The following is a 24,339-nucleotide window of genomic DNA, read 5'->3' on the forward strand; positions in this document are numbered from 1 at the left end:
TTGGAGTAATATTTATGGATTTGAAGGAATATATTTGCCGTCATTTTAAGATCGACGCCCCGTTGGTCGATTTCGTGAACGACTGCGAGCGCGACGTACGCCATGTTTTTCGCGGTTTTGAGGAGACCGCGCAGGCAAACCAGTTCAAGGTATTGGATGCTTTCCAAAAAAACAATGTGTCGGCACGGCATTTTTATGCGTCCACCGGTTATGGCTACGGTGACGAGGGAAGGGACAAGCTTTCCCAGGTGTTTGCCGATGCGTTTGGTGCGGAATCTGCCATTGTTTCGCCTATGCTCATGAGCGGTACGCATGCAATCTCTACCGCTTTATTCGGGCTGCTTCGTCCGGGCGATACGCTGTTCTCATTGACAGGGGAGCCGTACGATACGCTTCTTTGCACGCTGCGTGGCGCCAGCGGTTCCCTGGAGGAATTCGATATTCAATTTGACAGCATCCCGCTTCGCGCAAATGGGGCGATCGACGTACAATCCGCCCTTGAGCGGATCAAAAGCGATCCCGGTATCAAAGTCGTTTATTTCCAGCGTTCCACCGGTTATGAGATACGTCCCGCATTCACAACGGATTACCTCGCCGAAGTGATCGGACATGTCAAACGGGATTTTCCTGATAAAATTATTATGGTGGATAACTGTTACGGCGAATTCGTATGTATGGACGAGCCCGCTTCGCGCGGCGCGGACATCATCGCCGGCTCGCTGATCAAAAACCCGGGCGGCGGCATTGCGCCTACGGGCGGGTATATTGCCGGAAAACAGAAATTGATCGACAGGATTGCCGAACGCTTTTCCGCGCCGGGGATCGGCACGGAGATCGGTTCGTACGCTTTTGGCTACCAGCAATTTTACCAGGGCTTTTTCATGGCGCCGCATACGGTATGCCAGGCGCTAAAGGGCGTATGTCTTGCCGCGCGTGTGTTTGAGCGCTTAGGATATGCCACGCAGCCGTCTTTTGAGGCTGCCAGGGGCGATATCACGCAGTCCATCATCTTTGGCAGCGAACAACCCCTCACAGACTTCGTACGCGGTATACAGCGCGCCTCTGCGATCGACGGCAATGTTGTGCCATATGCCTGGGATATGCCTGGTTACGACGACCAGGTGATCATGGCTGCCGGTACGTTCGTACAGGGCGCTTCCGTGGAACTGACGGCAGACGCGCCCATCCGCGAACCATATGCCGCCTATTTGCAGGGCGCACTGACGTATGAGCATGCCAAACTGGGCATATTATACGCCCTGCAAAATATGAATATCCGCTTATAAAACAAGGTTATTTCCGCAATTTCACAGCTTTTGAAGCGCGTTTCCGGTTGTTTTCAGACATCGCGGCGTAATGCTTACGCGTCGTATTGACGTCCTTGTGGCCAAGCACATCCGCCACAAGGTAAATATCGCCCGTTTCGTCATAAAGCATCGTACCATAGGTGCTGCGCAGCTTATGCGGCGATATTTTTTTTAAGGGACTGACGATACGCGCATATTTTTTGACCATCAGTTCAACGCTGCGCACAGACATCCGCTTCCCCTGCATGGACAGGAAGAGAGGGGAGGAGAGGGCATAATTGCCGCAATCCTTACGCTTATCAAGATAAGTATTTAACGCCTGCGCCGTCTCGTCGTCAAAATACAGCATTACCTGGTTTCCGCCTTTGCGCGTAACGGTAAAACATCCGTTTTTAAAATCAAGGTCGGAAACATTCAATGATACAAGCTCTGAAACGCGAATTCCTGTCGTTAAAAACAATGTGAGGATTGCCAAATCACGCACAGCGTTTTTTTTATGGTATTGCCTTTGCTTTTCCGTCAGCTGCGCACCGCTTTCCACAACGTCCAGCAGGTCGGCCACTTCGTCGGCCTCCAGGCGTATGATTGCTTTTTCATGCAATTTGGGCGTATCCAGAAGCTGGCATACATTTTGCTCCAGCACGCCTTTTTTATAATAATGCTTGAAGAACGAACGCAGACAAGCGACTTTTCTTGCTTTGCCGCGTTCCTGGTTCGATATAAACCTTTCGTCATTATCTGACGAAGCGTAGAGATTGAGATAATCCAGAAAGAGGTACAGGTCGTCGACCGTGATGGATTTTAAATCATCCTGCGTCAAATCGGAGACCGCTTTATTTTGAAAACGCGGAAGCTCCTTTACCAGAAATTGAAAAAAGATACGCAGGTCGGCCGCATAGTTGACGCGTGTGAGGATCGTAGAATTATTTTCCATAGCGATAAAAAAACTCGTCGTATACGGAGGAAGGTCTCGCATGATCTCGCGCAACTTCAATGTCATTTTCTGGTTCAAGTCCTGATGGTAATTCGGTGCATCGCCCATAACAAACCTCACAAATCCCGCATAATACTGCCGTTTAGCTACAGTATAGCACATCGCGCTTCTGATAGCAATAACTATTCGCAAAACTTGTGTTTTGCGAATAGTTATAAGTTGGCCCATTTGTCTCTCTTCTCTTTCTTACAGAATACATTCCATGATTTCATCCTCCGAAATCATGTGAAATATTTGGCCTGCATTTGCTTCACGAAGCGCACTTCGTATCGAGGCTTCATGGTAGTCGGTACCGATGAGCCTGTTGATCAGCACGTCGATATCTCCCTGGCAAAAAAAATCGCCATAAAATATACAGCGATTGATCTTACCGTCTTTGATATTCAGACAGCACTGCATCTTTCCACCGGCGAATTTTCTTTCGCGAACCACTTCAAAGACCAATTGGCTGCCGTAATTCCATTCCCATGAGCGGAATTTTTCTTCTGCGATGTTTTGCGCAGCCTTCCTGTCCTGTTCCGTCAATTGATATACCTGTACATTTTGTAACAGCCTTTCAAGCATTTCTGATTTGAATTGAGCGGGTGTCATATCGGTTTTGAGATAATCAGCGATATTTCCTACACGCTGGCGTACAGAATCGATTCCCTTAGACGTGATTTTATCTTTTGAGGGGGTCAGCGCCGCTACCATTTCACCAATATCGGTTTGGAACAACAGCGAACCATGATGTACCTTCCCCTTGCGCGTTACATATTGCGCATTGCCGGAGATTTTTTTCCCATCCACTAGAATGTCGTTTCTGCCATTGGCATATGCATTTACCCCCATTGCGCAAAGCGCCGCTATTACATTTTTTGTATATTCCGCAAAATCAATTTCATCAAAATTAACATTTTGAACTATATGGCTGAACTGCCATCCGCCCATATCGGTATAAATCGTCCCGCCGCCACTTGCACGGCGCACGATCTGTATCCCCTTTCCCTTTGCATAGCGTTCGTCGATTTCTTTGTGGATATTCTGGAAGTGCCCTACCATAAGGGTCGGCTTTGTCTGCCAAAACAAAAATACAGGCCCTAAAATAGCGCCTGTACCCACTTGCTCCATCAGATACTGCTCCAGTCCAAAATTGAAATAAGCGTCTGTTGAGCCTGTTTCTACATATATCATAGGCTGCGAACCTTTCCGTAAGCCGCGAAAGCCTCTTCTGCATGATAGGAGCTGCGCACCAAAGGAGCGCTGTATACGTAGCGAATCCCCTTTTCTGTGCCAACCTCGGCATATTTTTGGAATTGCCCGGGGGTGACATATTCCTGTACGCGAAGATGATCTTTTGACGGCTGCAGGTATTGGCCTATCGTCAGAATATCACAATGCGCAGAGAGGATGTCGTCCATCACCTCGAATACCTGTTCTTCTGTTTCACCGAGCCCTACCATAATGCTTGTCTTTGTAACCATATCGGGGTTGACATGTTTGATGTGCCGCAGCACTGCAATGGAACGCCGGTAATCCGCTTCCGGGCGCACACGCGCATATAAAGCCGGAACCGTCTCCACATTATGCCCCAAAATATCCGGGCAGGATTCGATCACCGTTTCAAGCGCCTTGAAGGAACCGCAAAGGTCTGGAATCAGTAATTCCACTGTGACCTCCGGTGCATTTTCTTTCAGGACACGAACAATATTTGCAAAATGCCGCGCACCACCATCGACAATATCGTCCCTTGTGACAGATGTGATCACGATATGCCGCAGCCCCATCTTTTCCACTGCCTCCAGGATATGGCCTGCTTCCCTTTCATCAAGAGGCGCCGGTGTTTCTTTTGTGACGTTGCAAAACCTGCAGCCACGTGTACAATTCCTTCCCATGACCAGGAAGGTTGCAGTCCGTTTTTTAAAGCATTCCCCCATATTAGGACAATCGGCCTCCCTGCATACTGTATTTAAGGACAAGTCATCCAGCATTTTATCCAAAGCTTCGACCGCTTCTCCATGATAGCTGACCTTCAACCATTCCGGTTTTCTTTCCATCGCCATTGAAACTGTGTTCTCCATTTCCGGATCATGTTTTTATATTCTTTTTGATTTGTTCACGTGCAAGCTTATCGCAAAGGTTGTTCATCTCATCATCCGAGTGGCCTTTGACCTTATACCACTTGACGACATGATCTTTTGTCGCATTGACAAGCTGTTTCCACAGGTCTTGATTTTCCACAGGCTTTTTGGCCGCGGTGATCCATCCGTTGTTCTGCCACGCGATGATCCAGCCCTTATCAAATGCATTGTGGATATAAGCGCTGTCCGTATGCACCTTGACGCTGCATTTTTCCTTTAAAGCCAACAGTCCCTGCAATGCTGCCATCAGCTCCATACGGTTATTTGTCGTGTCCGGGAAAAAGCCGGATAACTCCTTTTTATTCCCTTTATAATCAAGGACGCACGCCCAGCCGCCCGGGCCGGGATTTCCCGAACAGGCTCCATCGCAATAAATGATTACTTCCTTCATCATTCAGATAACTTTCCTTTGCCTATTTTGAGAGTTCTTCTGACTTTTTGACGCATGCGTCCACCGCCCATTCGATGACGCCGCGCGTATCGTTCATATCGAAGATTTTCATCGCTTCGATCGTCGTACCACCCGGCGAACAGACATTGTGTATGAGCTGGGACGGCGTATCTCCCGTTTGCTTGAGCATGGCGCAGGCGCCTTCAAATGTCTGGATCGCAAGCCGCAGCGACAGATCCTCGTCAAGCCCGTGTTTTACGCCCGCCTTTGCCAGCGCGTCAATAAACATATAAACATACGCGGGGCCGCTGCCGGAAACGCCTGTCACGCTGTCCATCAGGCTTCCGTCCACAAATTCGACAATTCCCAGAGATTTGAAAATATTGATGATATAACCTGCTTCGTCCGGCGTAAAATCGTTGGGCGTCTGGATGCAGATCGCCCCCTTCCCTGCCAGCAGCGGGGTATTGGGCATGATCCGCATGATCCGTGCGTCCACATGGAGCAGCGAGCGCAATTTCTCATCTGTAACGCCAGCCGCAATCGATACCAATGCTTTTCCCGGCATTTTGATATCAGCAAGCACTTCTGGGATGATATTGGGTTTCACGCAGAGGAAAATGATATCCGCAGCAGCGGCTAGCTCGTCGATATCCTCACATACAGTAACATTTTCAAACGCTCCCGCTTTACATTTGTCCTTATCGTAAACGAAAATTCCGCTTTCCCCTGCTTTCTGCATGCCTTGGATGATTGCGGTAGCCATATTTCCACAGCCAATAAAACCTGTTTTAAAACGCTTCACCTGGTTGATCTCCTTTTCCGTATCATAATCTTTCCTTCCCTCATTATAATGCATAAAGAAAAAAATCACCAGCAAAAGCCGATGATTTATTTGGCAGGGGTAGAAGGACTCGAACCCTCAAGGACGGTTTTGGAGACCGTAATGTTACCATTACATCATACCCCTACATGTAAAAGCAACGTATTAAATTATAAACGAAAACGAAAGTCACGTCAATGCTTTTCACCAATGATTCTTGATCTTGCGGATCACATCATTTTTAAAGGTATCGATCCGTTGCTCAATAAACGCACAAGGATCGGCCTCGGAAAGCATCAGCTCCGTAATATCCATTCCATAGGCCGCTTCATCCACTTTGTCAACGCCGTGCGAAGCAAGAAAGGTCGCATTGGCACGACGGCGCCCTGTTGCCGCAAGGTCATAGCGTTTCCCACCGCAAATCTGCGAATCAAAAACACCTAAAACGGCATTGGCGATATTGGGATGCATCGCCGTATCGAAAACCAGCTTGTCACTGTCGTCAAGCCAGTCAAGCCCGCGCCAAACCTCCATTGCATACACCTTTTGCGGCCTCGCAGCTTCCGGCACCTGCCGAAGGGCATGGATCGTACGCAGTGCCGTCGACACATGCGTTTCATGCCGGTCAGCCAGGTTGTGCGTCAAAACGACCTGTGGCTTGCACGCTTTAATGATCGTTACCAGATCATTTGTCAGGTCATATTGATTAGGATCCTTCACCTGCGCGCTTGTATAGCCAAGCTGTATCTGCACGGAATAATCCCCGACGATTGCTGCATTGTTCTGCTCTTTTGCGCGCAGCGCACACATCTGTTCATTGGTATAGCCTTCATAAAGGCCGGAGCGCGGCGAGCCCGCGCCATTGGTCGCGATCACGCTGGTAAACCATTCGTCCTTTTTACTGTAACACTGCCCGATTGCGTGATATGCCATGATTTCCGTATCGTCCTGGTGTGCTGCAATACAGAGCATCGTGGTGCGGCCGCATGCGTCGCTGATATTGGATTGATCCGGTACCATAAACTGTGCTTTTTGATTGAATAACTCCATCCGTCTTCCCTCTTTACTTTAAAATGTAACAACTGATTCCGTTTCAAGCGACTGACTGATCCCTGAGACGATACGCAGGACATCGCGTGATTCACATGGAAGGATCGGCGGTTCCCGATGCTCCTTGATGGCCTGCACATACGCCCGGACTTCCTGCTCGTATGGGTCAGACTGCTTGACCTCTATCCTGACTGCTTCTTTGCCATCCGGATAGTACATCAAATCTGCCGTCTGGTTGCCGTCCTTGATGTTGACGCCGGCTACAAAACGGTAATCGAGCGTTCCATCATCGCCAGCGACCCGCAGCTGGATCGTGAAAGGATGTCCCCCACGCATATCCATCGAAGCTTCACAAACTGCTTTCAGGCCGTCTTTCCACTTGAAATTGGATACGATATGGTTCCAGCAACCCGTCGCGCTCTTCCAGCCGACGGCATATACGCTTTCCGGCATGCCAAACAGGCTGTAGAGGTAGTCGATATCATGGATGTGCAGGTCAAAGAGGCCGCCGCCGCTTTTCTGCGGGTCGGTATGCCACGACGTCCACCCCGGATGCTGTGCCAGGCGCGCCTCATAGACCATACGCAGCTTCCCTACTTTATTTTCCGATAACAGCTGCTTGGTCTCAACAAATTCCGGCCACCACCGCACGACTTGCGCGACCATAAAATACACGCCGTTTTCCTTGCAGGCACCCGCCATACGGTCAAAGGAATCGATGGAAAGGGTTACCGGTTTTTCACACAGCACATTGATTTTCGCCTGCGCCGCACGGATGACGTATTCTTCATGGAGGAATGTCGGCAGTGCAATGATCGCAAGGTCGGGCTTTTCGCCTTGTCCCAGCATCTCTTCAAAGGAAGGGTACCATGCACATCCTGCCTGTGCGGCCGCCTCTTCCCCCCGCTCGCGGTTTTGCTCAACAATAGCGTCAAGGACAACGCCTTTAATATTCCCAATCGCTTTTATATGAGAGGAGCCAATGAAGCCCGTACCCACTACAACAATACGAAACATCGCTTATCCCTGCCTTTCTTTTAAAAAGCGTACCGCATGCGCCAAGTCCTTTGCCGGCGTATCCCCCACTTCCCGTTCAACCGTCAGGAAGCCATGATAGCCGATCTCGTCGAGCGCTTTTAAATATGCATCAAAATCAACGCTGCCTTCCCCCAAAGGCGTTTCCAGGAAATAGTCTTTCAAATTCAGGTCATCAATGCCGCCTTCGGCAAAAAAATCGTAGATAACCTGCGGATCGGATTGCTTGAGCATGATACCGTCCTTGGCATGGGTGTGCACAATATAGTCGCGCAGCGTATATACGCCTTGCACCGGATCGCTGCCTGTCACCATAACAAGGTTCGCCGGGTCATAATTGACACAAAATCCACGTGTACCGACGTCTTTGAGAAAGCTACAAAGCGTTTCCGGCGTCTCCGGCCCTGTCTCCACTGCGAAGGCCGCATCCATGCCCTGCGCAAATTCGCCAAGCTCCCTGCATGCCTGCGCCAGTACCTCATACCTCTTACAAGTACTGTCTTTGGGAACCACGCCAATATGCGTAGTCACGACGTTACAGGCAAATTGCTTTGCCAGTTCCACAATCCGCTTGGATTCTTCGATTTTGCAAGGATTTTCTTCTTCGCGTGTGAATCCATGGCCGCCAAGGTCGCCGCAGATCGCTGCGACAACCATACCATGCGACTGGATCCTGTCCAGTATGTCTTTTTTCCTCGCCTCCGAAAGATTGGACGGCTTCATCTCCCCGTCCACGGCATACGCCTGTACGCCTTGTACACCAAGCCGGGCGGCCTCTTCGATCGCCCGGTTGATGTCGATTTTGAAGGAATCAAGCATGACTCCTATTTGAAATCGTGCCATAGGTTACACCTTTTTATTTCTAGCGCAACTGCCCGAGTACATCGATGGGCAGGTTATTCATGACGGCATGGTTTGGGTTCATCATCAGTTCGCTGTCAACATTCAGGCCAAAGGCCGCGCCTTCCGTGACCGCCGCATTCAGGTTGCGCGGCCTTACCGCATCGCCTGCATTGAGCACCTTGACGCCCGCGTTTTTCAACGCTTCAAACAGCTCGGTATTCGGACGGGTATGGCAAGTTACCACCGTATCGATTTTCAGCGCCGTACGGTTGAACTCCTTGTCCTCGATCACTACCTCACCGTCGCGTATTTCATATAAAGTAGCATTTTCGATCACCTTGACAGGATATTTGAACGGCTTTGAATCGAGAGCTTCCGCATCCGTCTGTGCAAAACGCTTTCTCAAAACATACATATGGATCACTTCGACGCTCGAGCCGAACTCCTTGTTTTGTGTGACGACCGTCACCTGCTTGCCAATGGATGCAAGGAACGCCGCCGTATCCACCGCCGCATAATGGTCGCCCCATACGAGCACCTTCTCGCCTGTTTTCGTGTTTTTGCGGTTGCCGGGATTGAATTCACAGCTTACCTTCGGGCAGGCGATCACATCTTCAAAACGTAATACATTTTCTGATTTTCCGAATACCTGCGGTACATAGGAAAAAGCACCTGTTGCATTGAGCACGATATCAAATGCTTTCAATTCTTCCACTGTGGGCTGCGTATTCAGCTTGACCTCGACCCCCAGCTCTTTGACCTGGTTACGGATCCAGTCCGCATACCATTTCATTTTTTCTTTACCGGGAACAAGGCAGCATCCGAGAATTGCGCCGCCCAGCTCTCCTGTTTTTTCAAACAATGTTACTTTATGGCCGCGCACGGTTGCGATCCGTGCCGCTTCCATACCAGCCGGGCCACCGCCCACGACCGCAATATTTGCGGGTGTTTCCGAAGCCTGCATATCATCGAAATTTTCATTCCCGCAAGCCGGATTGATCGCGCAGCCGATCTCCTTCTTTGCCATCATGGATTCTTGCCAACAGCCTGTCAGGCAAGAAATACAGCGGCGTATCTCTTTCGTCTTTCCGTAATAAGCTTTGACCGGCCAATAGGGATCGGCCAAGATTTGCCGTGACAAGCCGACCATATCCGTTTTGTTCTCCGCGATCAGCTGGTCGCAGAATTCCGGGTTGCGCAGGGAGTGGCTGTTGATTACAGGAATATTCACGACCTTTTTGATCGCTTCGGAAGCGTATGTCGTCCATCCTTCCGGATAATACATCGGGTCAAACCCGGCGCCCGGGCTTTCCTGTACGCATTGGCTCAGGTCAAGCGCTGCAACGCCTGCCTGTTCAAAGGTTTTTGCAACCAAAACGCTTTCATCGAGCTCGCGGCCGCCCGGCACCCATTCGTCGACCGAATAGCGCACCAGCACCGGAAAATCCTTGCCGCATTTTTTATGGATCTGGTCGATGATTGCCAGCGGAAAACGCATACGGTTTTCAAAGCTGCCGCCGAAACGGTCGATCCTGCGGTTCAGGAGCGGACTCATGAACTGTGAAATCAGGTAACCGTGCGCCGCGTGCAGCTCGACCGCATCAAAGCCCGCCTGCTTGACGCGCCAAGCGGCTTCCGAAAACTTGTCGACCATTTCGAGAACCTCTTCCGTTGCCATTGCACGTACAGGTTTTCCCTTTTCTTCCGCGTTTTCATAGACAATCTCATGCCCTGCCGACCAGGGCAATTTAATGACCATATCATTGGTAGACATCGTGTTATAACGCGGGATCGCGCACTGGCGGCCGGGATGCTGCAGCTGTACCGCACATTTTGCCCCATACCGGTGCATGCTGGCGGCAAGCCGCGTCAATCCGGGGATATAGTTGTCCGCATCCGCAACAAAGCAGGTCACGGTCGGCCGTCCCGTCTTGGAATCCGGCGTTGTCGCCCCCACGATCACAAACCCCGTACCGCCTTTGGCGATCTCGGCGTGATGGTGGATATCCCTGTCACTTACAGAGCCATCCGCATTGGAGGAACTGATATCGGTCGGTACATGTACGATGCGGTTTGCCACCTCAAAATTTCCTATTTTGATCGGCTTGAATAAATGTTCAAAATGTTCCATTGTCCTTTTTTCCTTTCTAAATTACAGTACGATCCCAAAATGATCGTGCAGAGCCTTGTCATATTCTTCCTTTGTCTTTGTCCGGCAGGCGGCGACGCCGTCTTTTGTAAACCTACGGAATTCAGGCACCATTTCTCCGTCTTCCCCCACGACCTCCGTCATGGTATTCCTGCCTTCCGGCGTGCGGATATAGACCATAGTGATGTTTTTGAATATCGAGTCCGGGTGTGTGACGCACCAGTGGTTGGGCATCTCAAAATCGATCGGGAACTGCGCATCCTCCGTAAAGGAATATATCCTGTTCCATTCTCCCTTGTATATCCCCTGCACCAGCCATCCCAGCGCGGGATGTTTAATCATGCGGTAGTCTTCCCCGTCGATCTCCTGTACAATATCTTCTTTGATTTCGATCGGCCATACCGGAGCCTGTACGCCCACACCTACGTCAGCGATATATCTTTTCCCATCGAGGACCACCCGTGCGATCCTATGGCGCCTCATGGGCATCTCAAGCGGTTCTCCTTCCAGATATCTACCATAATATTCTACAACGTCAAACCCCAGCTTGCGCAGCAGCCAGGCAAACAGGCCATTGAGCTCAAAACAATATCCCCCCCGCCTGCGCCTGACAATTTTGTCGTAAATATCCGGCAGGCTGACAGATATATATTTTCCCGCACGGATATCAAGGTCTTCGTAGGGCACGGAATAAACATGCGCTTTTTGCAGCCCTTTCAACGTTTCCATTGTCGGCTCAAGCGGTCCGCTATAACCGATCCTGTCAAGATACCCTTGCACGTCGAGTCCTTGTGCATCGTCGTCAAAATATTTTTCCAGAGTCTTTTTATCCTTCGTTAACTCTTCCATATTCAGTTCCTTTCTGAAAACAATCCCCATATGCCTTGTTACATTCTCCTATCATATTGCCGCAATAAGAATGAAGGGAAATATAATTTGTTCAGTATAATCAAATTATACAGAGAAAAGAGGTATATAAGCAATAACACTCCCGCCGGAAGTGTTATCATTTACGTTTTTACTTTTGCATTTTCATCTGGTTGGAATTGCGGTATTCTGCAGGCGACATGAATACATATTTGTGGAACACCTTATAAAATTGATTCATATTGGTATATCCGGAAGAATTCGCAATGGTATTAATGCTGTCTTCCGTAGTCAGCAATAATTTTTTTGCCTTGGTCAGGCGCAAAAAGGTGACATATTCTTTAAAAGGCATGCGCATCGCCTCCTTAAAGAGACTGCGGAAGGAAGATTCGCTCATATGTAATTCGCTTGCGACATCCTGCACTGTGATCGCGTCGTCAAAATGCCGGTTGATATAGGCAACCGCATCAGAAACCTTAGCGTGCCTTTGGCTGTCCGGGGTATAATATTCGTCGTATACCGCCTGGTAGTGCTTCATCAGGAGCGCCAGTATTTTCCTGAGTCCAGCGTCTATCTCATGGCGGTACGCCGTTTCTTTCTTTTTCCATATTTCGGCAAGGGCAAGTACTTCCTTTCCGATGGCCTGTGCCGCGGGAAGGCCATGCACGATCTTATTGTCGAATGTTTTCGTGTTGTAATAGAACGGATACAGGTATTCAAAATCGAACTGCCGGCTGCCGGGCGACGCAATCAGCGCGGGCAGAAAAATCACGAAGATATATTCCGTCTGTTCGCCGGGGCCGGAAATCGCCACATGGTTTTCAAAATCGCTTACAATAAAAATATCCCCGGGCTCTACTCCATATTCCCTGTTGGTAAAAATGAATTTCCCGCTTCCCCCTATGCAGAGTACGATCTGCAGGTAATTATGCCAATGTATTTTTTCGTGGTCGCCTTTGGTCGTAAAATCCAAAATGCTCAATGGAAATTCAGCGTCCATCTCATAATTCCAAAAGAAGCTGCTCAACATTTCTCTCCCGTTTTCTTTTCTCCCTTACATCATATCACGATTTTTATGCGGATACTACAAAAAAACACCGCTATAGCGGTGTTTTTCATATTACATCTTTATCTCTTGTCAAGCGGTACATACGGACGTGCTTCCTGTACATTTTTATATGCGGGACGAATAATCTTTCCGGCGTTGGAAAGCTCCTCAATACGGTGTGCGCTCCAGCCTGCGATACGGGCCATAGCGAAGATCGGCGTAAATAATTCAGTCGGCAGCTTCAGCATACTATAAACAAAGCCGCTGTAAAAGTCAACGTTCGCACTGACGCCTTTATAAATCTTGCGCTCTTTCGCAATGACCTCCGGCGCTAAACGTTCCACCAAAGTATAGAGCTGGAACTCTTTGGAAAGGCCCTTTTCCTCCGACAAGTTCTGTACGAAGCTCTTGAAGATATCCGCACGCGGGTCAGAAAGCGAATAGACCGCATGGCCCATTCCATAGATGAGCCCCGCCTTATCAAACGCCTGTTTATTGAGCAGCTTGGCAAGGTAATCCTTTACTTCAGATTCGCTTGTCCAGTCTTTCAAATTCTTTTTCATATCTTCTATCATCTGGACGACTTTGATATTCGCCCCGCCATGCTTCGGGCCTTTCAAAGAACCCAGCGATGCCGCGACCGAAGAGTAGGTATCCGTTCCGGAAGACGATACGACATGCGTCGTAAATGTCGAGTTGTTACCGCCACCATGCTCTGCATGCAGCACTAAGGAAACATCCAGGATGTGCGCTTCAAGTTCCGTATATTTGCTGTCCGGGCGCAGGAGGTGCAGGATGTTTTCAGCAGTGGAAAGCTCCGGATCCGGCACATGGATAAAAAGGCTCTGCCCATCGTGGTAGTGGCGGTAAGCCTGGTAACCATACACGGAAAAGAGCGGAAACAGCGCGACCATCTGCAGCGACTGGCGCAATACGTTGGGGAGGGATATATCGTTTGCCTTTTCATCATATGCATAAAGCGTCAGCACGCTTCGCGCAAGCGTATTCATCATATCCGCGCTGGGCGCCTTCATGATGATGTCGCGTACAAAATTCGTAGGCAGCGTACGGTAATGAGCAAGCAATTTTTTAAAATCCAATAGCTGTGTTTTATCGGGCATATCCCCTGTCAGCAAAAGGTAGACGACTTCCTCGAACCCATAGCGCTTTTCGGTGATGAACCCTTTTACAATATCCTTTATGTTGATCCCGCGGTAAAAAAGCTTTCCCTCACAGGGAACCATCTGGTCTCCATCCCTAACGAAGGACTGTATATCGGAAATACGCGTCAGCCCCGCCAGCACACCCTGTCCATTGATATCGCGCAAGCCGCGCTTTACCTGATATTCGGTATATAAAGCCGGGTCAATCGCACCTGTCTGCATAATCTTTTCCGTTAAACCATAAATCTCCGGTGTAATATCTGAAATACGGCTGTTTTCCATTCAATAATCCTCCTTATTTTTAATAATCTATTGACACTTCCTGTATTTAGGAATACAATGCTTATGGTGCAAAAATTAATATCGCATCGTTTCTAAAAAGGCTTATTTTTTAATTATACTACAGATAGCGTCGGATGTAACGCTTTTTTTCGTTTTACATAAAAAAACAAAATTAAAAGGCATTAAAAAACCGCTTAATAAAGCGGTTTTTTAAACATCCTATTATGCTCAAACACGGCTTACGCCAGATTTTCTCGCAGCCTGTGCAACGGCTTTTGAAACAGCGGGGGCCACGCGTGTATCGAATGGCGACGGTATGATATAATCCGGATCAAGCTCGTCTTCAGTAATCAGATCCGCGATCGCGTAAGATGCGGCGATCTTCATATCGTCGTTGATATCGCTTGCACGGACGTCGAGCGCCCCCCTAAAGATGCCGGGGAAGGCCAACACGTTGTTGATCTGGTTCGGGAAATCGCTCCTGCCCGTCCCAATGATCGCTGCGCCGGCTTTTTTCGCGAGATCAGGCATGATCTCCGGCGTCGGATTCGCCATCGGAAACAGGATCGGCTGGTCTGCCATGGATTTCACCATTTCTTCTGTCACAGTACCCGGAGCGGAAACGCCGATAAAGACATCCGCGCCTTTCAGCACTTCTTCAAGGCTTCCCTTTTTCATCATCAGGTTGGAAATCTCGGCCATTTCCTTTTTCTCTTCGTTGAGGCTGTCCCTGCCCTTATAGATCGCGCCCTGGCGGTCGCACATAACGACGTCCTTCAGGCCCATCGCCATCAGCAACTTAATGATCGCGATACCGGCGGCACCTGCACCGGAAGTTACCACGCTGATATCATGGATATCTTTTCCAACAATTTTAAGCGCATTAATAAGTGCCGCAAGCGTTACGACTGCCGTACCATGCTGGTCATCGTGAAAAATCGGGATGTCGCAGATTTCCTTCAACCTGCGTTCGATCTCAAAGCAACGCGGCGCGCTGATATCTTCGAGGTTGATCCCACCAAAGCTGCCTGCGAGCAAAGCGACCGTATTTACGATATCATCCACTTCCTTGCTGCGGATGCATAGCGGAAAAGCGTCTACATCGCCGAATGTTTTAAACAGTACGCACTTGCCTTCCATAACGGGCATGCCCGCTTCCGGGCCAATATCGCCCAGGCCAAGTACCGCAGTACCGTCCGTTACAACGGCAACAAGGTTATGGCGGCGCGTATACTCGTACGAAAGATCAACATCTTCTGAAATCTTCAGGCACGGTTCCGCTACGCCCGGCGTATAAGCGATTGACAGGTCTTCTTTGTCCTTGAGCGGCGCCCTGCTGATTACTTCGATCTTCCCTTTCCATTCGGCGTGGGCCTTTAAAGCTTTTTCCTTGATATCCATTTTATTTTGCCTCCTCTTCAAGAATCTCGATAGATTTATCTAAAAATGATTTCATTGTCTTTGCGGAATGCCGCAGTTCTTCCATTTCTTCAGGCGTAATGTGCAGGTCGATCACCTGCTTTACCCCTTCATACGTCACGATGCACGGCAAGCTGATCGCGACATCGCTGATACCGTGGTAATCTTCATCCAAAACATGAGAAACGGGCAGTACCGTGTGTTCGTCCTCCAAAATCGAGGCCACGACACGCGCAACGGACATCGATACGCCGTAAAAAGTCGCGCCCTTCAGGCTGATGACCTCCGCGCCTGCATCCCTCGTCTTTTCAAAGATCGCCTGACGGTCGAGAACCTTATTGAAGTCCTTGCAATATTCGTCAATACGCTCGCCCGCGATCGTGATGCTGGACCAGATCGGTACTTGCGTGTCGCCGTGTTCCCCCAGGATATAAGCGTTGATATCACGGATATCCGTATCAAAATGTTTACTGAGCAAATAGCGGAAGCGGGACGTATCGAGCATCGTGCCCGAACCAATGACCTGCGCGGCCGGCAGTCCGGAAGCTTTCCGCGCTACATAGGTAAGCACGTCCACAGGGTTTGAAACGACTAAAATGATCATATCCTTGTTGTACTGCGTGATCTGCTTCGCGATATCGTACATGATCTTGACGTTGGTCTGCGCCAGCTCCAGCCTCGTCTGCCCCGGCTTGCGGGCGATCCCCGCCGTTACGATAACGATGGAAGCATCCTTGCAATCCTCATAGGTTCCGCGCTTGATGGACAGCTGACGAAAAAACGCAATGCCATGGTTCATATCAAGAACATTGCCTTCGGCCCTGCCCTCGTCGACGTCGATCAATACGATGTCCGAGCTCAATCTTTTGAGCATGAGCGTGTAAGCAATGGTAACGCCTACATTACCGGAACCGATTACCACAATTTTGTCTTTCGCTTTTGTTCTCATGTTTTATACCTTCTTAAAAATAATAAAATATTGTAAAAAAGACGGAAATCCAGCTCCCGCTTTTTCGCATACATGGTAAATATCGAAAACTCCCACATATATAGTATATAACCATTTTTGACAAATTTCAAATTTATTTTATTTTTGATAATACTTCGCCGATCTTTCCCGGGATCAACAGATCCGCACGACCGTCACGCCCGGTAGGAGCCTTGTTGATCAATACAAGCTTATTGCCGCCGTAGTACTCGATCAGCCCCGCAGCAGGATATACGACAAGCGACGTACCGCCCACGATCAACATATCGGCTGCAGCGATCGCTTTCACAGAACGGTTCATAACATCATCGGAAAGCATCTCTCCGTACAATACGACATCCGGCTTAATGATTCCTCCGCATGTGCAGTACGGGACTTCCCCGCTACGCAGGATATCCTCGGCCGTATAGCGTTTCCCGCAATCCATGCATGTATTGCGATGTACCGAGCCATGTAATTCCAGCACATTTTTCGATCCTGCCGCCTGATGGAGGCCGTCTATATTCTGGGTGACCACTGCTTTTAACTTCCCTTCTTTTTCGAGCTCCGCCAGTTTTTTGTGCGCCATATTCGGACGCGCGCCAAGCTGCAGCATTTTTGCCTTGTAAAAGGCAAAGAACTCCTGTGTATGCGAAAGGAAAAAATCATGGCTTAAAATCGTCTCCGGCGGGAAACGGTACTGCGTATGGTATAATCCATCCACGCTGCGGAAATCCGGGATACCACTCTCCGTCGACACACCCGCGCCGCCGAAAAAAACGATATTCTCGCTTTCATCGATCATTTGCTGGAGCCGTTCTGCATATTCCATTTTCATGCTCTCCCTTCAAAACCAATTGCTTCCTAGTGCTTATATGTGTTACCATAGGTACTGCTTGCGATCTTTACGGGAGGAAGAAACGCCATGCGGCATACCACTGCAAAATTTGATATCATGCTGTTTATCGTCGCCGTATTTTGGGGCACAGGCTTTATCGCCACCAAATACCTCCAGCAAAGCGGTATGACATCTGCCATGATCCTGGTGTTCCGTATGCTGTTTGCCGCGCTCCTGATCCTCATCACATCTTTCAAACATATCCGTTCGCTGACAAAATTACAGCTCAGGCACGGTATCATCGCCGGCCTTTTTATGGGGGCCGGCTTCCTGCTGCAAACCATCGGCATGCAATATACCCTTGTCTCAAGCAACGCTTTCCTGACCACGTTGAACGTCGTCTTTGTCCCCTTCATCAGCTGGTTCCTGCTGAAAAAAAAGCCGCCGCACAAGACCTTTCTTTCCGTAGCTATCGGCTTTTTGGGGATTTCCATCCTGACAAATGCATTCAATACACAGATCACATTCAGCCTCGGCGATATCCTTTCCTTGCTGTGCTCCGTTTCTTTTGCCTGCCAGATTGCCTATATCGGCTTTGCCGCCAAAGATTCAGAGGCATCTTCTTTTTCTTTCGTCCAAATCACCGTGACAGGCCTGCTCGCGCTTGCGTACTTCCTGCTGTTTGAACGTACTCCTGTCGGCGATATCCGCAACTTTTCCCTTTGTATTTGGATCACGGTTTACCTTGGGGTCATTTGCACTGCCATTCCGTATTGGCTGGAATGCACTGCACAAAAATATATTCCCCCTGCCCGTTCCGCACTGATCCTGTCGCTGGAAAGCATGTTTGCCAGCATCTTCTCCGTCATCTTAGGTTACGAGGCCCTAAGCTGGTCTCTGGTCGTGGGCGGCGCGGTCATCATGGTCTCCATTTTCATCCTGGAGATCAACTTCCGCCAAGACCGTTTTTTTCCTCAATAACTTTTCAGTGCGTCCAATATCATCTGAAATACGTGCTGCGCGCTCATATGGCGGATATTCTCCCTGTCGTCCACCCTGCCGCGCTGTAAGTTCAATTTGATCACTTTGCTGACCTTTTCGCTGTCGATCGCAATGTAAACAAGGCCCACCGGTTTTTCTTTGCTTCCGCCGCCCGGCCCTGCAATTCCAGTAGTGGAAACACCGATATCAGCGCCGGATATCCTGCGTACCCCCTGCGCCATTTCCGCTGCCGTTTGCCTGGACACCGCGCCATACTTTTCTAGGGTATCACCGGAAACATGCAACACAGCTTGCTTGATCGCGTTGGAGTAAGAACACACGCCGCATCCAAACACTTCGCTTGCCCCCGGGACCTGCGTGATACGCTGCGAGACCAGCCCGCCTGTACAGCTCTCCGCAGTCGCCACCGTCAGGTTCTTTTCCTTGAGCGCTTGTACAACCGCTGTCTGCAGGTTCGCTACGTCTATGCCATAGATATACTGCCCCAATGCGTCTTTAATCTGTTTGATCACCGGGACAATCAATGTTTCGCATTCTTCATATGTGTCCCCAGACGCTGTGACGCGCAGCGTGACTTCCCCTGTCTTTGCATACGGCGCGATCGTTGGATTGGTGCTGTTTTTCATCAGCCCGTAAAGGGTATCCTCTACCTGCGATTCGCCTATACCGAACAGCCGCAGGTTATGTGACACCAGTACCTTATTGGAAAATCCCATCAGGTACGGTATAACGCTTTCACCAAACATCGGTTTCATTTCCGAAGGCGGGCCAGGAAGCAGGATCGCCGTCTTTCCATTTTCACTGACCGCCAGGCCGGGCGCCGTTCCATGCGCATTGGGGAAAATCGTCGCTCCGGCAGGCATCATCGCCTGTTTTTTGTTGTTTTCCGTCATTGGGCGATCCAGCTTCTTAAAAAAACATTCGATGCCCTTGAGCGAATCCTCATCCATTTGCATCTCCTTGTGGAAATATTCCGCCACCGTTTCCTTTGTCAGGTCGTCGTACGTCGGCCCCAGGCCCCCTGTCAGGATGACGATATCCGCACGGGAAAAGGCTAGGTTCAAACTGCTTTTCAGCCGGTCGTTATTGTCTCCCACAACGCTCTGGTAATACACATCGATGCCAATATTGGCAAGTTCCTTCGCGATATAGGCCGCATTGGTATTGACGATATCCCCCAGCAGCAGCTCCGTACCAACACATAAAATTTCCGCTTTCATATTTTGACCATCCTTTGTTTAAAAATTTTATCCATAAATGATTTGGCCGATTTTACGGTAAAAACCACTTTTATACAACTTATATTTTTTCAGCAGGCGCGCCCGTCCGCATTTTCCATAGCCCTGGAGGCTCACAAACACCCGTATCAGCTCTTTTTGCTCGTCGCTTAACAGATCCTCATATGTTTCCAAAAACGCCTGTGCCTGCCTGTACGTGTCCCGAATAGACTGCCTGATCCCGCCGGTGTTGGATAATTTCTGTTTGAAATAAGAGGCGCTCTTGACATCCTTGGCGCCCACCTCGTTTGCCATGTGCTGGCGGTAATGGATACGGTTTGGCGCTACGATGATATGTCCGAACGCCGCAGCCGCAATGCCGATCCACCAGTCATGCATGAGCGCGTCTGCGCTGGGACGGATCAAGTCCGCAAGCGCCCGGTTAAAAAGCATGGTACAGCCCGTAATATTGTTTTGCGGCAGCAGCTGGTGCAGGAAAAGCCTCTGCGGGTCGAGCTTCTGCAACGCAAACAGCGAAGGATGCAGGACGCGGTCTTCATCGTCGACTACCGTCAGGTCGGAATGAAGTAACATAGGGCCGTTGCCCAAATCGGCCTGTGCCCCTCGAAGCGTCAGCAACGTAAGGCTCAGTTTGTCCGGCAGCCAGATATCGTCCTGGTCGCAGAACATGACATGCTCCGCTTCCGCATGCCGCAAAAGGCAAAAGAAGTTTTCCTTTGCGCTGCCTGTAGGCCCGCCATCCCGCAAAATGATAAACCGCCCCGGATGCGCAGTCTCATATCCCTCCAATATCTTCACTGTCCTGTCGGAAGACCCGTCATCCCGTGCAATCACGCGAAACTCCTGATGATCCTGGCGGAAGATGGAATCGATCTGTTCCCTCAAGTATTTTTCGCCATTATAGGTCGCAAGCAGGATATCTACCATATCGTTTCCCTTCATGTTCCATGATTTCTCCTTTAATTTAGCACGATTGGCAGTAAAAAAAAAGAGCCGAAGCTCTTTTTATTTGATAGCGGATCAATAATTGTCTTCTTTCAACTGGAAATATGCCCTCGGATGCTGGCAAACCGGACACTTCTCCGGCGCAGCCTTGGATTTCTGGATATGGCCGCAATTATAGCACTGCCAGAGCACTTCCGTATCCCGTTCAAATACGATGCCTTCCTCGATGTTTGACAACAGTTTTTTATATCTCGCCTCATGCTCGCTTTCAACTTTACCAGCGCCGCGGAACTCACGTGCGATATCGGTGAAGCCTTCTTCTTCCGCGATCTCCGCGAAGGAAGGATACATCTCCGTCGTTTCGTAATGCTCGCCTGCCGCCGCATCCTTTAAGTTGGTCATCGTGTCCGGGATCTTGTTGTCAGGATGAAGCCATTTGAACCATAATTTCGCATGTTCTTTCTCATTTGCCGAAGTCTCCGCAAAAATATTGGAAATCTGCACATACCCGTCTTTCTTCGCCTGCGACGAATAATACAGATACTTCATGTGCGCCATGGATTCCCCCGCAAAAGCATCCTGTAAACACTGTTCAGTTTTCGTACCCTTCAAATCTTTCATACCATATACCTCCTTAGAATTCAATCCGTACCAGGATCTTTAATAATATAAACAAACAGCGGTAAAATAAACAATTTTATACGTTGATTTCACCGTGCATCTCAAGCTTTCCGGCAAACTTCGCCAAAACCGGATCGATCTCCGTGCGGACAAAATCATCCACCTGGCGGTCGGCCAGTCCGATAAAGTTTTTCGGATCCATGATCGAGTCAATTTCTTCTGCGCTCATGCGGAAAGCACTGTCCCCCTTAATCAATGCGATCAGGTTGTTGCTTTTGCCCTCTTCCTTGACGCGCCGCCCCGCCATCATGGAATATTCGCGTATCTTCTCGTGCAGCTCCTGCCTGTCTCCCCCGCGCTTTACCGCATCCATCAAAATCGTTTCCGTCGCCATGAAGGGAAGCTCTTCATTGATGCGTTTTTCGATCACTTTGGGATACACCACCATACCGCTCGTGACGTTCAGGTAAATATTGAGCACCGCATCGAGCGCCAGGAACCCTTGCGGGATCACCAGCCGCTTGTTCGCGCTGTCATCGAGCGTACGCTCGAACCATTGCGTAGAAGCCGTTATAGCCGGGCTGGAAGCAAGGCTTATAATGTATCTCGCCAATGAGCAAATACGTTCAGAGCGCATGGGGTTGCGTTTGTAGGCCATCGCGGACGAGCCGATCTGTTTTTTGCCAAACGGTTCTTCCACTTCCTTTAAGTTTTGAAGCAAACGCAGGTCGTTGGCAAACTTATAGGCGCTTTGCGCAATGCTGGATAACAGGTCAACGACCACGCTGTCAAACTTGCGCGGGTACGTCTGTCCGGTGACGGCAAAGACTTTATCGTAGCCAATCTTTTCAGCGACCTTCTGCTCCAGCTCTTTTACTTTGCCGGCGTCTCCCTCAAACAAGGTAAGAAAGCTGGCCTGCGTGCCCGTCGTCCCTTTCACGCCGCGCAGCTTGACCTGGGATTTGACAAACTGAAGCTGTTCATAATCCATGAGCAGATCCTGCATCCACAGCGTCGCGCGCTTGCCGACCGTCGTCAGCTGCGCCGGCTGGTAATGTGTAAAACCGAGCGTAGGCATCGCTTTATATTCCAGTGCGAATTCTTTCAGCCGTGCAATCACGTTCACAAGCTTAAGCTCAATGAGCCGGATCGCCTGATCCATCACAATGATATCCGTGTTGTCCCCCACGTAGCAGCTGGTAGCGCCTAGGTGAATGATCCCCTTGGCCTGCGGACATTGCACGCCATACGCGTAAACATGGGACATCACGTCGTGGCGTACTTCCTTTTCGCGCGCTTCCGCTACATCATAATTGATGTCCTCCGCATGCGCTTTCAATTCATCTATTTGTTCCTTGGAGATCGGCAGGCCCATTTCGCTCTCCGCCTCCGCAAGCGCGATCCACAGCCTGCGCCACGTTTTGAATTTTGTATCATCCGAAAAGACATGCGACATTTCCCTGCTGGCATATCTGGTGATCAATGGATTTTCGTATACGTCCCTCATATTTTTACTGCCTTTCATAAAAAATAGAATACACTTTATTTTATAGCTTTTCCCGCTTGTTTTCAAGAAAGAAAAAGGGAGCAGGTTTTCTGCTCCCTCGTGATTTGTTACTTTGCGTAATCTGTTGTCCTTGTTTCCCTGATGACATTAACTTTGATCTGCCCCGGGTAATCAAGTTCAGATTCGATCTTCTTCACGATATCTCTCGCTATTAAAGTAGTTCCAGCGTCGTCGATCACATCAGGCTTGACAATAATTCTGATTTCCCTGCCAGCCTGGATCGCAAAGGACTTATCGACGCCCGCGAATGAATTTGCAATCTCTTCGAGATTTTCAAGACGTTTGATGTAATTTTCCAAAGATTCCCTTCTTGCACCCGGCCTTGCAGCAGAAATCGCGTCAGCAGCCTGCACCAGAACGGCTTCCACCGTTTTGGGCTCCACATCGCCATGATGTGCAGCGATCGCATTGATGATATCTGCATTTTCTTTATATTTCTTCGCAAGATCCGCGCCAATCTGGATATGCGGCCCTTCCACTTCATGATCGACAGCCTTGCCGATATCATGCAGCAGTCCTGCACGCTTTGCAAACTTGGCGTTTGCGCCGATCTCTGCAGCCATAAGAGAAGCCAAATGAGCTACCTCGATCGAATGTTTTAATACATTTTGCCCGTAGCTGGTGCGGTATTTCAGACGTCCTAAAAGCCTTACCAGTTCCGGATGCAATGAATGAATGCCCACATCGAAAACCGCCTGTTCGCCGGCTTCCTTGATCTGCGCTTCCACTTCTTTTTGCGCTTTATGAACCATTTCTTCAATGCGCGCCGGATGGATTCTACCGTCAACGATCAGCTTTTCAAGCGCCATCCTGGCAACTTCACGCCTCACCGGGTCAAAACCGGAAAGGATGACCGCCTCAGGCGTATCGTCAATGATCAAATCGATCCCCGTCGCTGTCTCCAGCGTACGGATGTTGCGTCCTTCGCGTCCGATGATCCTGCCCTTCATTTCATCGTTGGGCAGGTTCACTACGGAAACCGTGCTTTCCGCAACATGGTCGGCAGCACATTTCTGTATTGCCAGCGAAAGGATGTTCCTTGCCTTTTTATCGGCTTCATCCTTCGCCTTTTGCTCAATGTCACGCAGCATTACGGCCATATCGTGCCGCGCCTCGTTTTCAACCTTTTCAAGCAGCAACCCCTTGGCTTCGTCAGTCGTCATGCCGGAGATGTGCTCCAATTGCTCCAGTTGTTGAGCATGCACCGCGGCCAAATCATCTTTGGCCTTTGTGATTTCCTTACTCTTTTTACTGATTTGTTCTTCTTTTTGCTCGATGCTTTCTAACTTCTTATCGAGCGATTCTTCTCTTTGTACCAGTCTTTTTTCAATCTTTGTAATTTCGTTACGTCTTTCTCTTGATTCCTTGTCAAATTCGCTACGCAGTTTGTGAACTTCTTCCTGAGCCTCGAGAACCGTTTCTTTCCTGATGACCTCCGCGCGCTTTTGCGCTTCGTCGATCAGCTTCTTAACGGAATCCTCAGCGCGGCCGATTTTTGATTCGGCAATATTACGTCTATATAGATAACCAATAATAAGTCCGATAACCAGTCCGCCTACGCCTACGAGGATAGGAATAAGCCATTCCACTTAGCAAATTCACCTCCTGTTCTTCAATTTTCTTCCAATTCATTTGTTTTTTCGTTTTGGTAACATGCAAAAACACACGAT

Annotated in this window: 22 protein-coding genes and 1 tRNA gene; 2 read left to right on the top strand and 21 right to left on the bottom strand. The window is 49.4% G+C overall.

Annotation, left to right across the window (positions count from 1 at the left end):
- Positions 1–14 precede the first annotated feature (14 nt).
- Positions 15–1,286: a methionine gamma-lyase family protein gene (locus BN6471_RS09265; RefSeq protein WP_066648090.1), complete on the top strand. Its 1,272-nt coding sequence runs from the start codon at positions 15–17 to the stop codon at positions 1,284–1,286.
- A 7-nt stretch (positions 1,287–1,293) separates the two neighbouring features.
- Here the strand turns inward: BN6471_RS09265 and BN6471_RS09270 are convergent, their stop codons facing one another.
- The 16 genes from BN6471_RS09270 to BN6471_RS09345 form a co-directional block, all read right to left on the bottom strand.
- On the bottom strand, positions 1,294–2,349 hold the full coding sequence (locus tag BN6471_RS09270) for a tyrosine-type recombinase/integrase (RefSeq protein ID WP_066650011.1): 1,056 nt from the start codon (positions 2,347–2,349) through the stop codon (positions 1,294–1,296).
- Positions 2,350–2,487: 138 nt separating this feature from the next.
- The gene (locus BN6471_RS09275; RefSeq protein ID WP_066648092.1) at positions 2,488–3,474 is read right to left on the bottom strand and encodes a lipoate--protein ligase; all 987 of its coding nucleotides are present in this window, start codon (positions 3,472–3,474) and stop codon (positions 2,488–2,490) included.
- Positions 3,471–4,343, bottom strand: a complete 873-nt coding sequence (gene lipA / locus BN6471_RS09280; RefSeq protein WP_074025769.1) for a lipoyl synthase — start codon at positions 4,341–4,343, stop codon at positions 3,471–3,473. Before lipA ends, BN6471_RS09275 begins: the two co-directional genes overlap by 4 nt.
- Positions 4,344–4,368: 25 nt before the next feature.
- Entirely contained in the window at positions 4,369–4,812 is a 444-nt protein-coding gene (gene rnhA / locus BN6471_RS09285) for a ribonuclease HI (protein WP_066650016.1), read from the bottom strand.
- A 22-nt stretch (positions 4,813–4,834) separates the two neighbouring features.
- A complete protein-coding gene (proC, locus tag BN6471_RS09290; RefSeq protein WP_074025770.1) occupies positions 4,835–5,671 on the bottom strand; it encodes a pyrroline-5-carboxylate reductase in 837 nt (278 codons plus the stop codon).
- A 37-nt stretch (positions 5,672–5,708) separates the two neighbouring features.
- A tRNA-Trp gene (locus tag BN6471_RS09295) sits at positions 5,709–5,782 on the bottom strand.
- Positions 5,783–5,839: 57 nt separating this feature from the next.
- Positions 5,840–6,685, bottom strand: coding sequence for a PIG-L deacetylase family protein (locus BN6471_RS09300; RefSeq protein ID WP_066648095.1), 846 nt, complete (start codon positions 6,683–6,685; stop codon positions 5,840–5,842).
- An 18-nt stretch (positions 6,686–6,703) separates the two neighbouring features.
- Complete coding sequence (locus tag BN6471_RS09305) at positions 6,704–7,702, bottom strand: Gfo/Idh/MocA family protein (protein WP_066648098.1); 999 nt, start codon at positions 7,700–7,702, stop codon at positions 6,704–6,706.
- Between the two features lie 3 nt (positions 7,703–7,705).
- Positions 7,706–8,563: a sugar phosphate isomerase/epimerase family protein gene (locus BN6471_RS09310; protein WP_066648102.1), complete on the bottom strand. Its 858-nt coding sequence runs from the start codon at positions 8,561–8,563 to the stop codon at positions 7,706–7,708.
- Positions 8,564–8,582: 19 nt separating this feature from the next.
- Complete coding sequence (locus BN6471_RS09315) at positions 8,583–10,694, bottom strand: oxidoreductase (protein WP_066648105.1); 2,112 nt, start codon at positions 10,692–10,694, stop codon at positions 8,583–8,585.
- A gap of 21 nt (positions 10,695–10,715) precedes the next feature.
- Entirely contained in the window at positions 10,716–11,561 is an 846-nt protein-coding gene (locus BN6471_RS09320; protein WP_066650021.1) for an arylamine N-acetyltransferase family protein, read from the bottom strand.
- A 169-nt stretch (positions 11,562–11,730) separates the two neighbouring features.
- The gene (locus BN6471_RS09325; protein ID WP_066650023.1) at positions 11,731–12,606 is read right to left on the bottom strand and encodes a helix-turn-helix transcriptional regulator; all 876 of its coding nucleotides are present in this window, start codon (positions 12,604–12,606) and stop codon (positions 11,731–11,733) included.
- Positions 12,607–12,707: 101 nt separating this feature from the next.
- Complete coding sequence (locus BN6471_RS09330; RefSeq protein ID WP_066648108.1) at positions 12,708–14,072, bottom strand: citrate/2-methylcitrate synthase; 1,365 nt, start codon at positions 14,070–14,072, stop codon at positions 12,708–12,710.
- 228 nt (positions 14,073–14,300) lie between these two features.
- Positions 14,301–15,473: an NAD(P)-dependent malic enzyme gene (locus BN6471_RS09335; RefSeq protein WP_066648110.1), complete on the bottom strand. Its 1,173-nt coding sequence runs from the start codon at positions 15,471–15,473 to the stop codon at positions 14,301–14,303.
- 1 nt (position 15,474) lies between these two features.
- Complete coding sequence (locus BN6471_RS09340; protein WP_066648112.1) at positions 15,475–16,440, bottom strand: L-lactate dehydrogenase; 966 nt, start codon at positions 16,438–16,440, stop codon at positions 15,475–15,477.
- Positions 16,441–16,573: 133 nt separating this feature from the next.
- Entirely contained in the window at positions 16,574–17,290 is a 717-nt protein-coding gene (locus BN6471_RS09345; protein ID WP_066650025.1) for an NAD-dependent protein deacylase, read from the bottom strand.
- Between the two features lie 93 nt (positions 17,291–17,383).
- Here BN6471_RS09345 and BN6471_RS09350 point away from each other — a divergent pair, with 93 nt between their 5' ends.
- Positions 17,384–18,277, top strand: a complete 894-nt coding sequence (locus BN6471_RS09350) for a DMT family transporter (protein WP_066648122.1) — start codon at positions 17,384–17,386, stop codon at positions 18,275–18,277.
- Here BN6471_RS09350 and BN6471_RS09355 read toward each other — a convergent pair.
- The 5 genes from BN6471_RS09355 to rny form a co-directional block, all read right to left on the bottom strand.
- The gene (locus BN6471_RS09355; protein WP_066648124.1) at positions 18,271–19,518 is read right to left on the bottom strand and encodes a competence/damage-inducible protein A; all 1,248 of its coding nucleotides are present in this window, start codon (positions 19,516–19,518) and stop codon (positions 18,271–18,273) included. The genes BN6471_RS09350 and BN6471_RS09355 overlap by 7 nt on opposite strands.
- A gap of 27 nt (positions 19,519–19,545) precedes the next feature.
- On the bottom strand, positions 19,546–20,478 hold the full coding sequence (locus BN6471_RS09360; RefSeq protein ID WP_082903422.1) for a glycosyltransferase family 2 protein: 933 nt from the start codon (positions 20,476–20,478) through the stop codon (positions 19,546–19,548).
- 78 nt (positions 20,479–20,556) lie between these two features.
- On the bottom strand, positions 20,557–21,102 hold the full coding sequence (gene rbr / locus BN6471_RS09365) for a rubrerythrin (RefSeq protein WP_066648126.1): 546 nt from the start codon (positions 21,100–21,102) through the stop codon (positions 20,557–20,559).
- A gap of 76 nt (positions 21,103–21,178) precedes the next feature.
- The gene (purB, locus tag BN6471_RS09370) at positions 21,179–22,609 is read right to left on the bottom strand and encodes an adenylosuccinate lyase (protein ID WP_066650028.1); all 1,431 of its coding nucleotides are present in this window, start codon (positions 22,607–22,609) and stop codon (positions 21,179–21,181) included.
- Positions 22,610–22,716: 107 nt separating this feature from the next.
- The gene (gene rny, locus BN6471_RS09375; RefSeq protein ID WP_066648129.1) at positions 22,717–24,258 is read right to left on the bottom strand and encodes a ribonuclease Y; all 1,542 of its coding nucleotides are present in this window, start codon (positions 24,256–24,258) and stop codon (positions 22,717–22,719) included.
- Positions 24,259–24,339 lie beyond the last annotated feature (81 nt).

Source organism: Christensenella timonensis (genome assembly GCF_900087015.1).
In the GTDB taxonomy this organism is placed as follows: domain Bacteria; phylum Bacillota; class Clostridia; order Christensenellales; family Christensenellaceae; genus Christensenella; species Christensenella timonensis.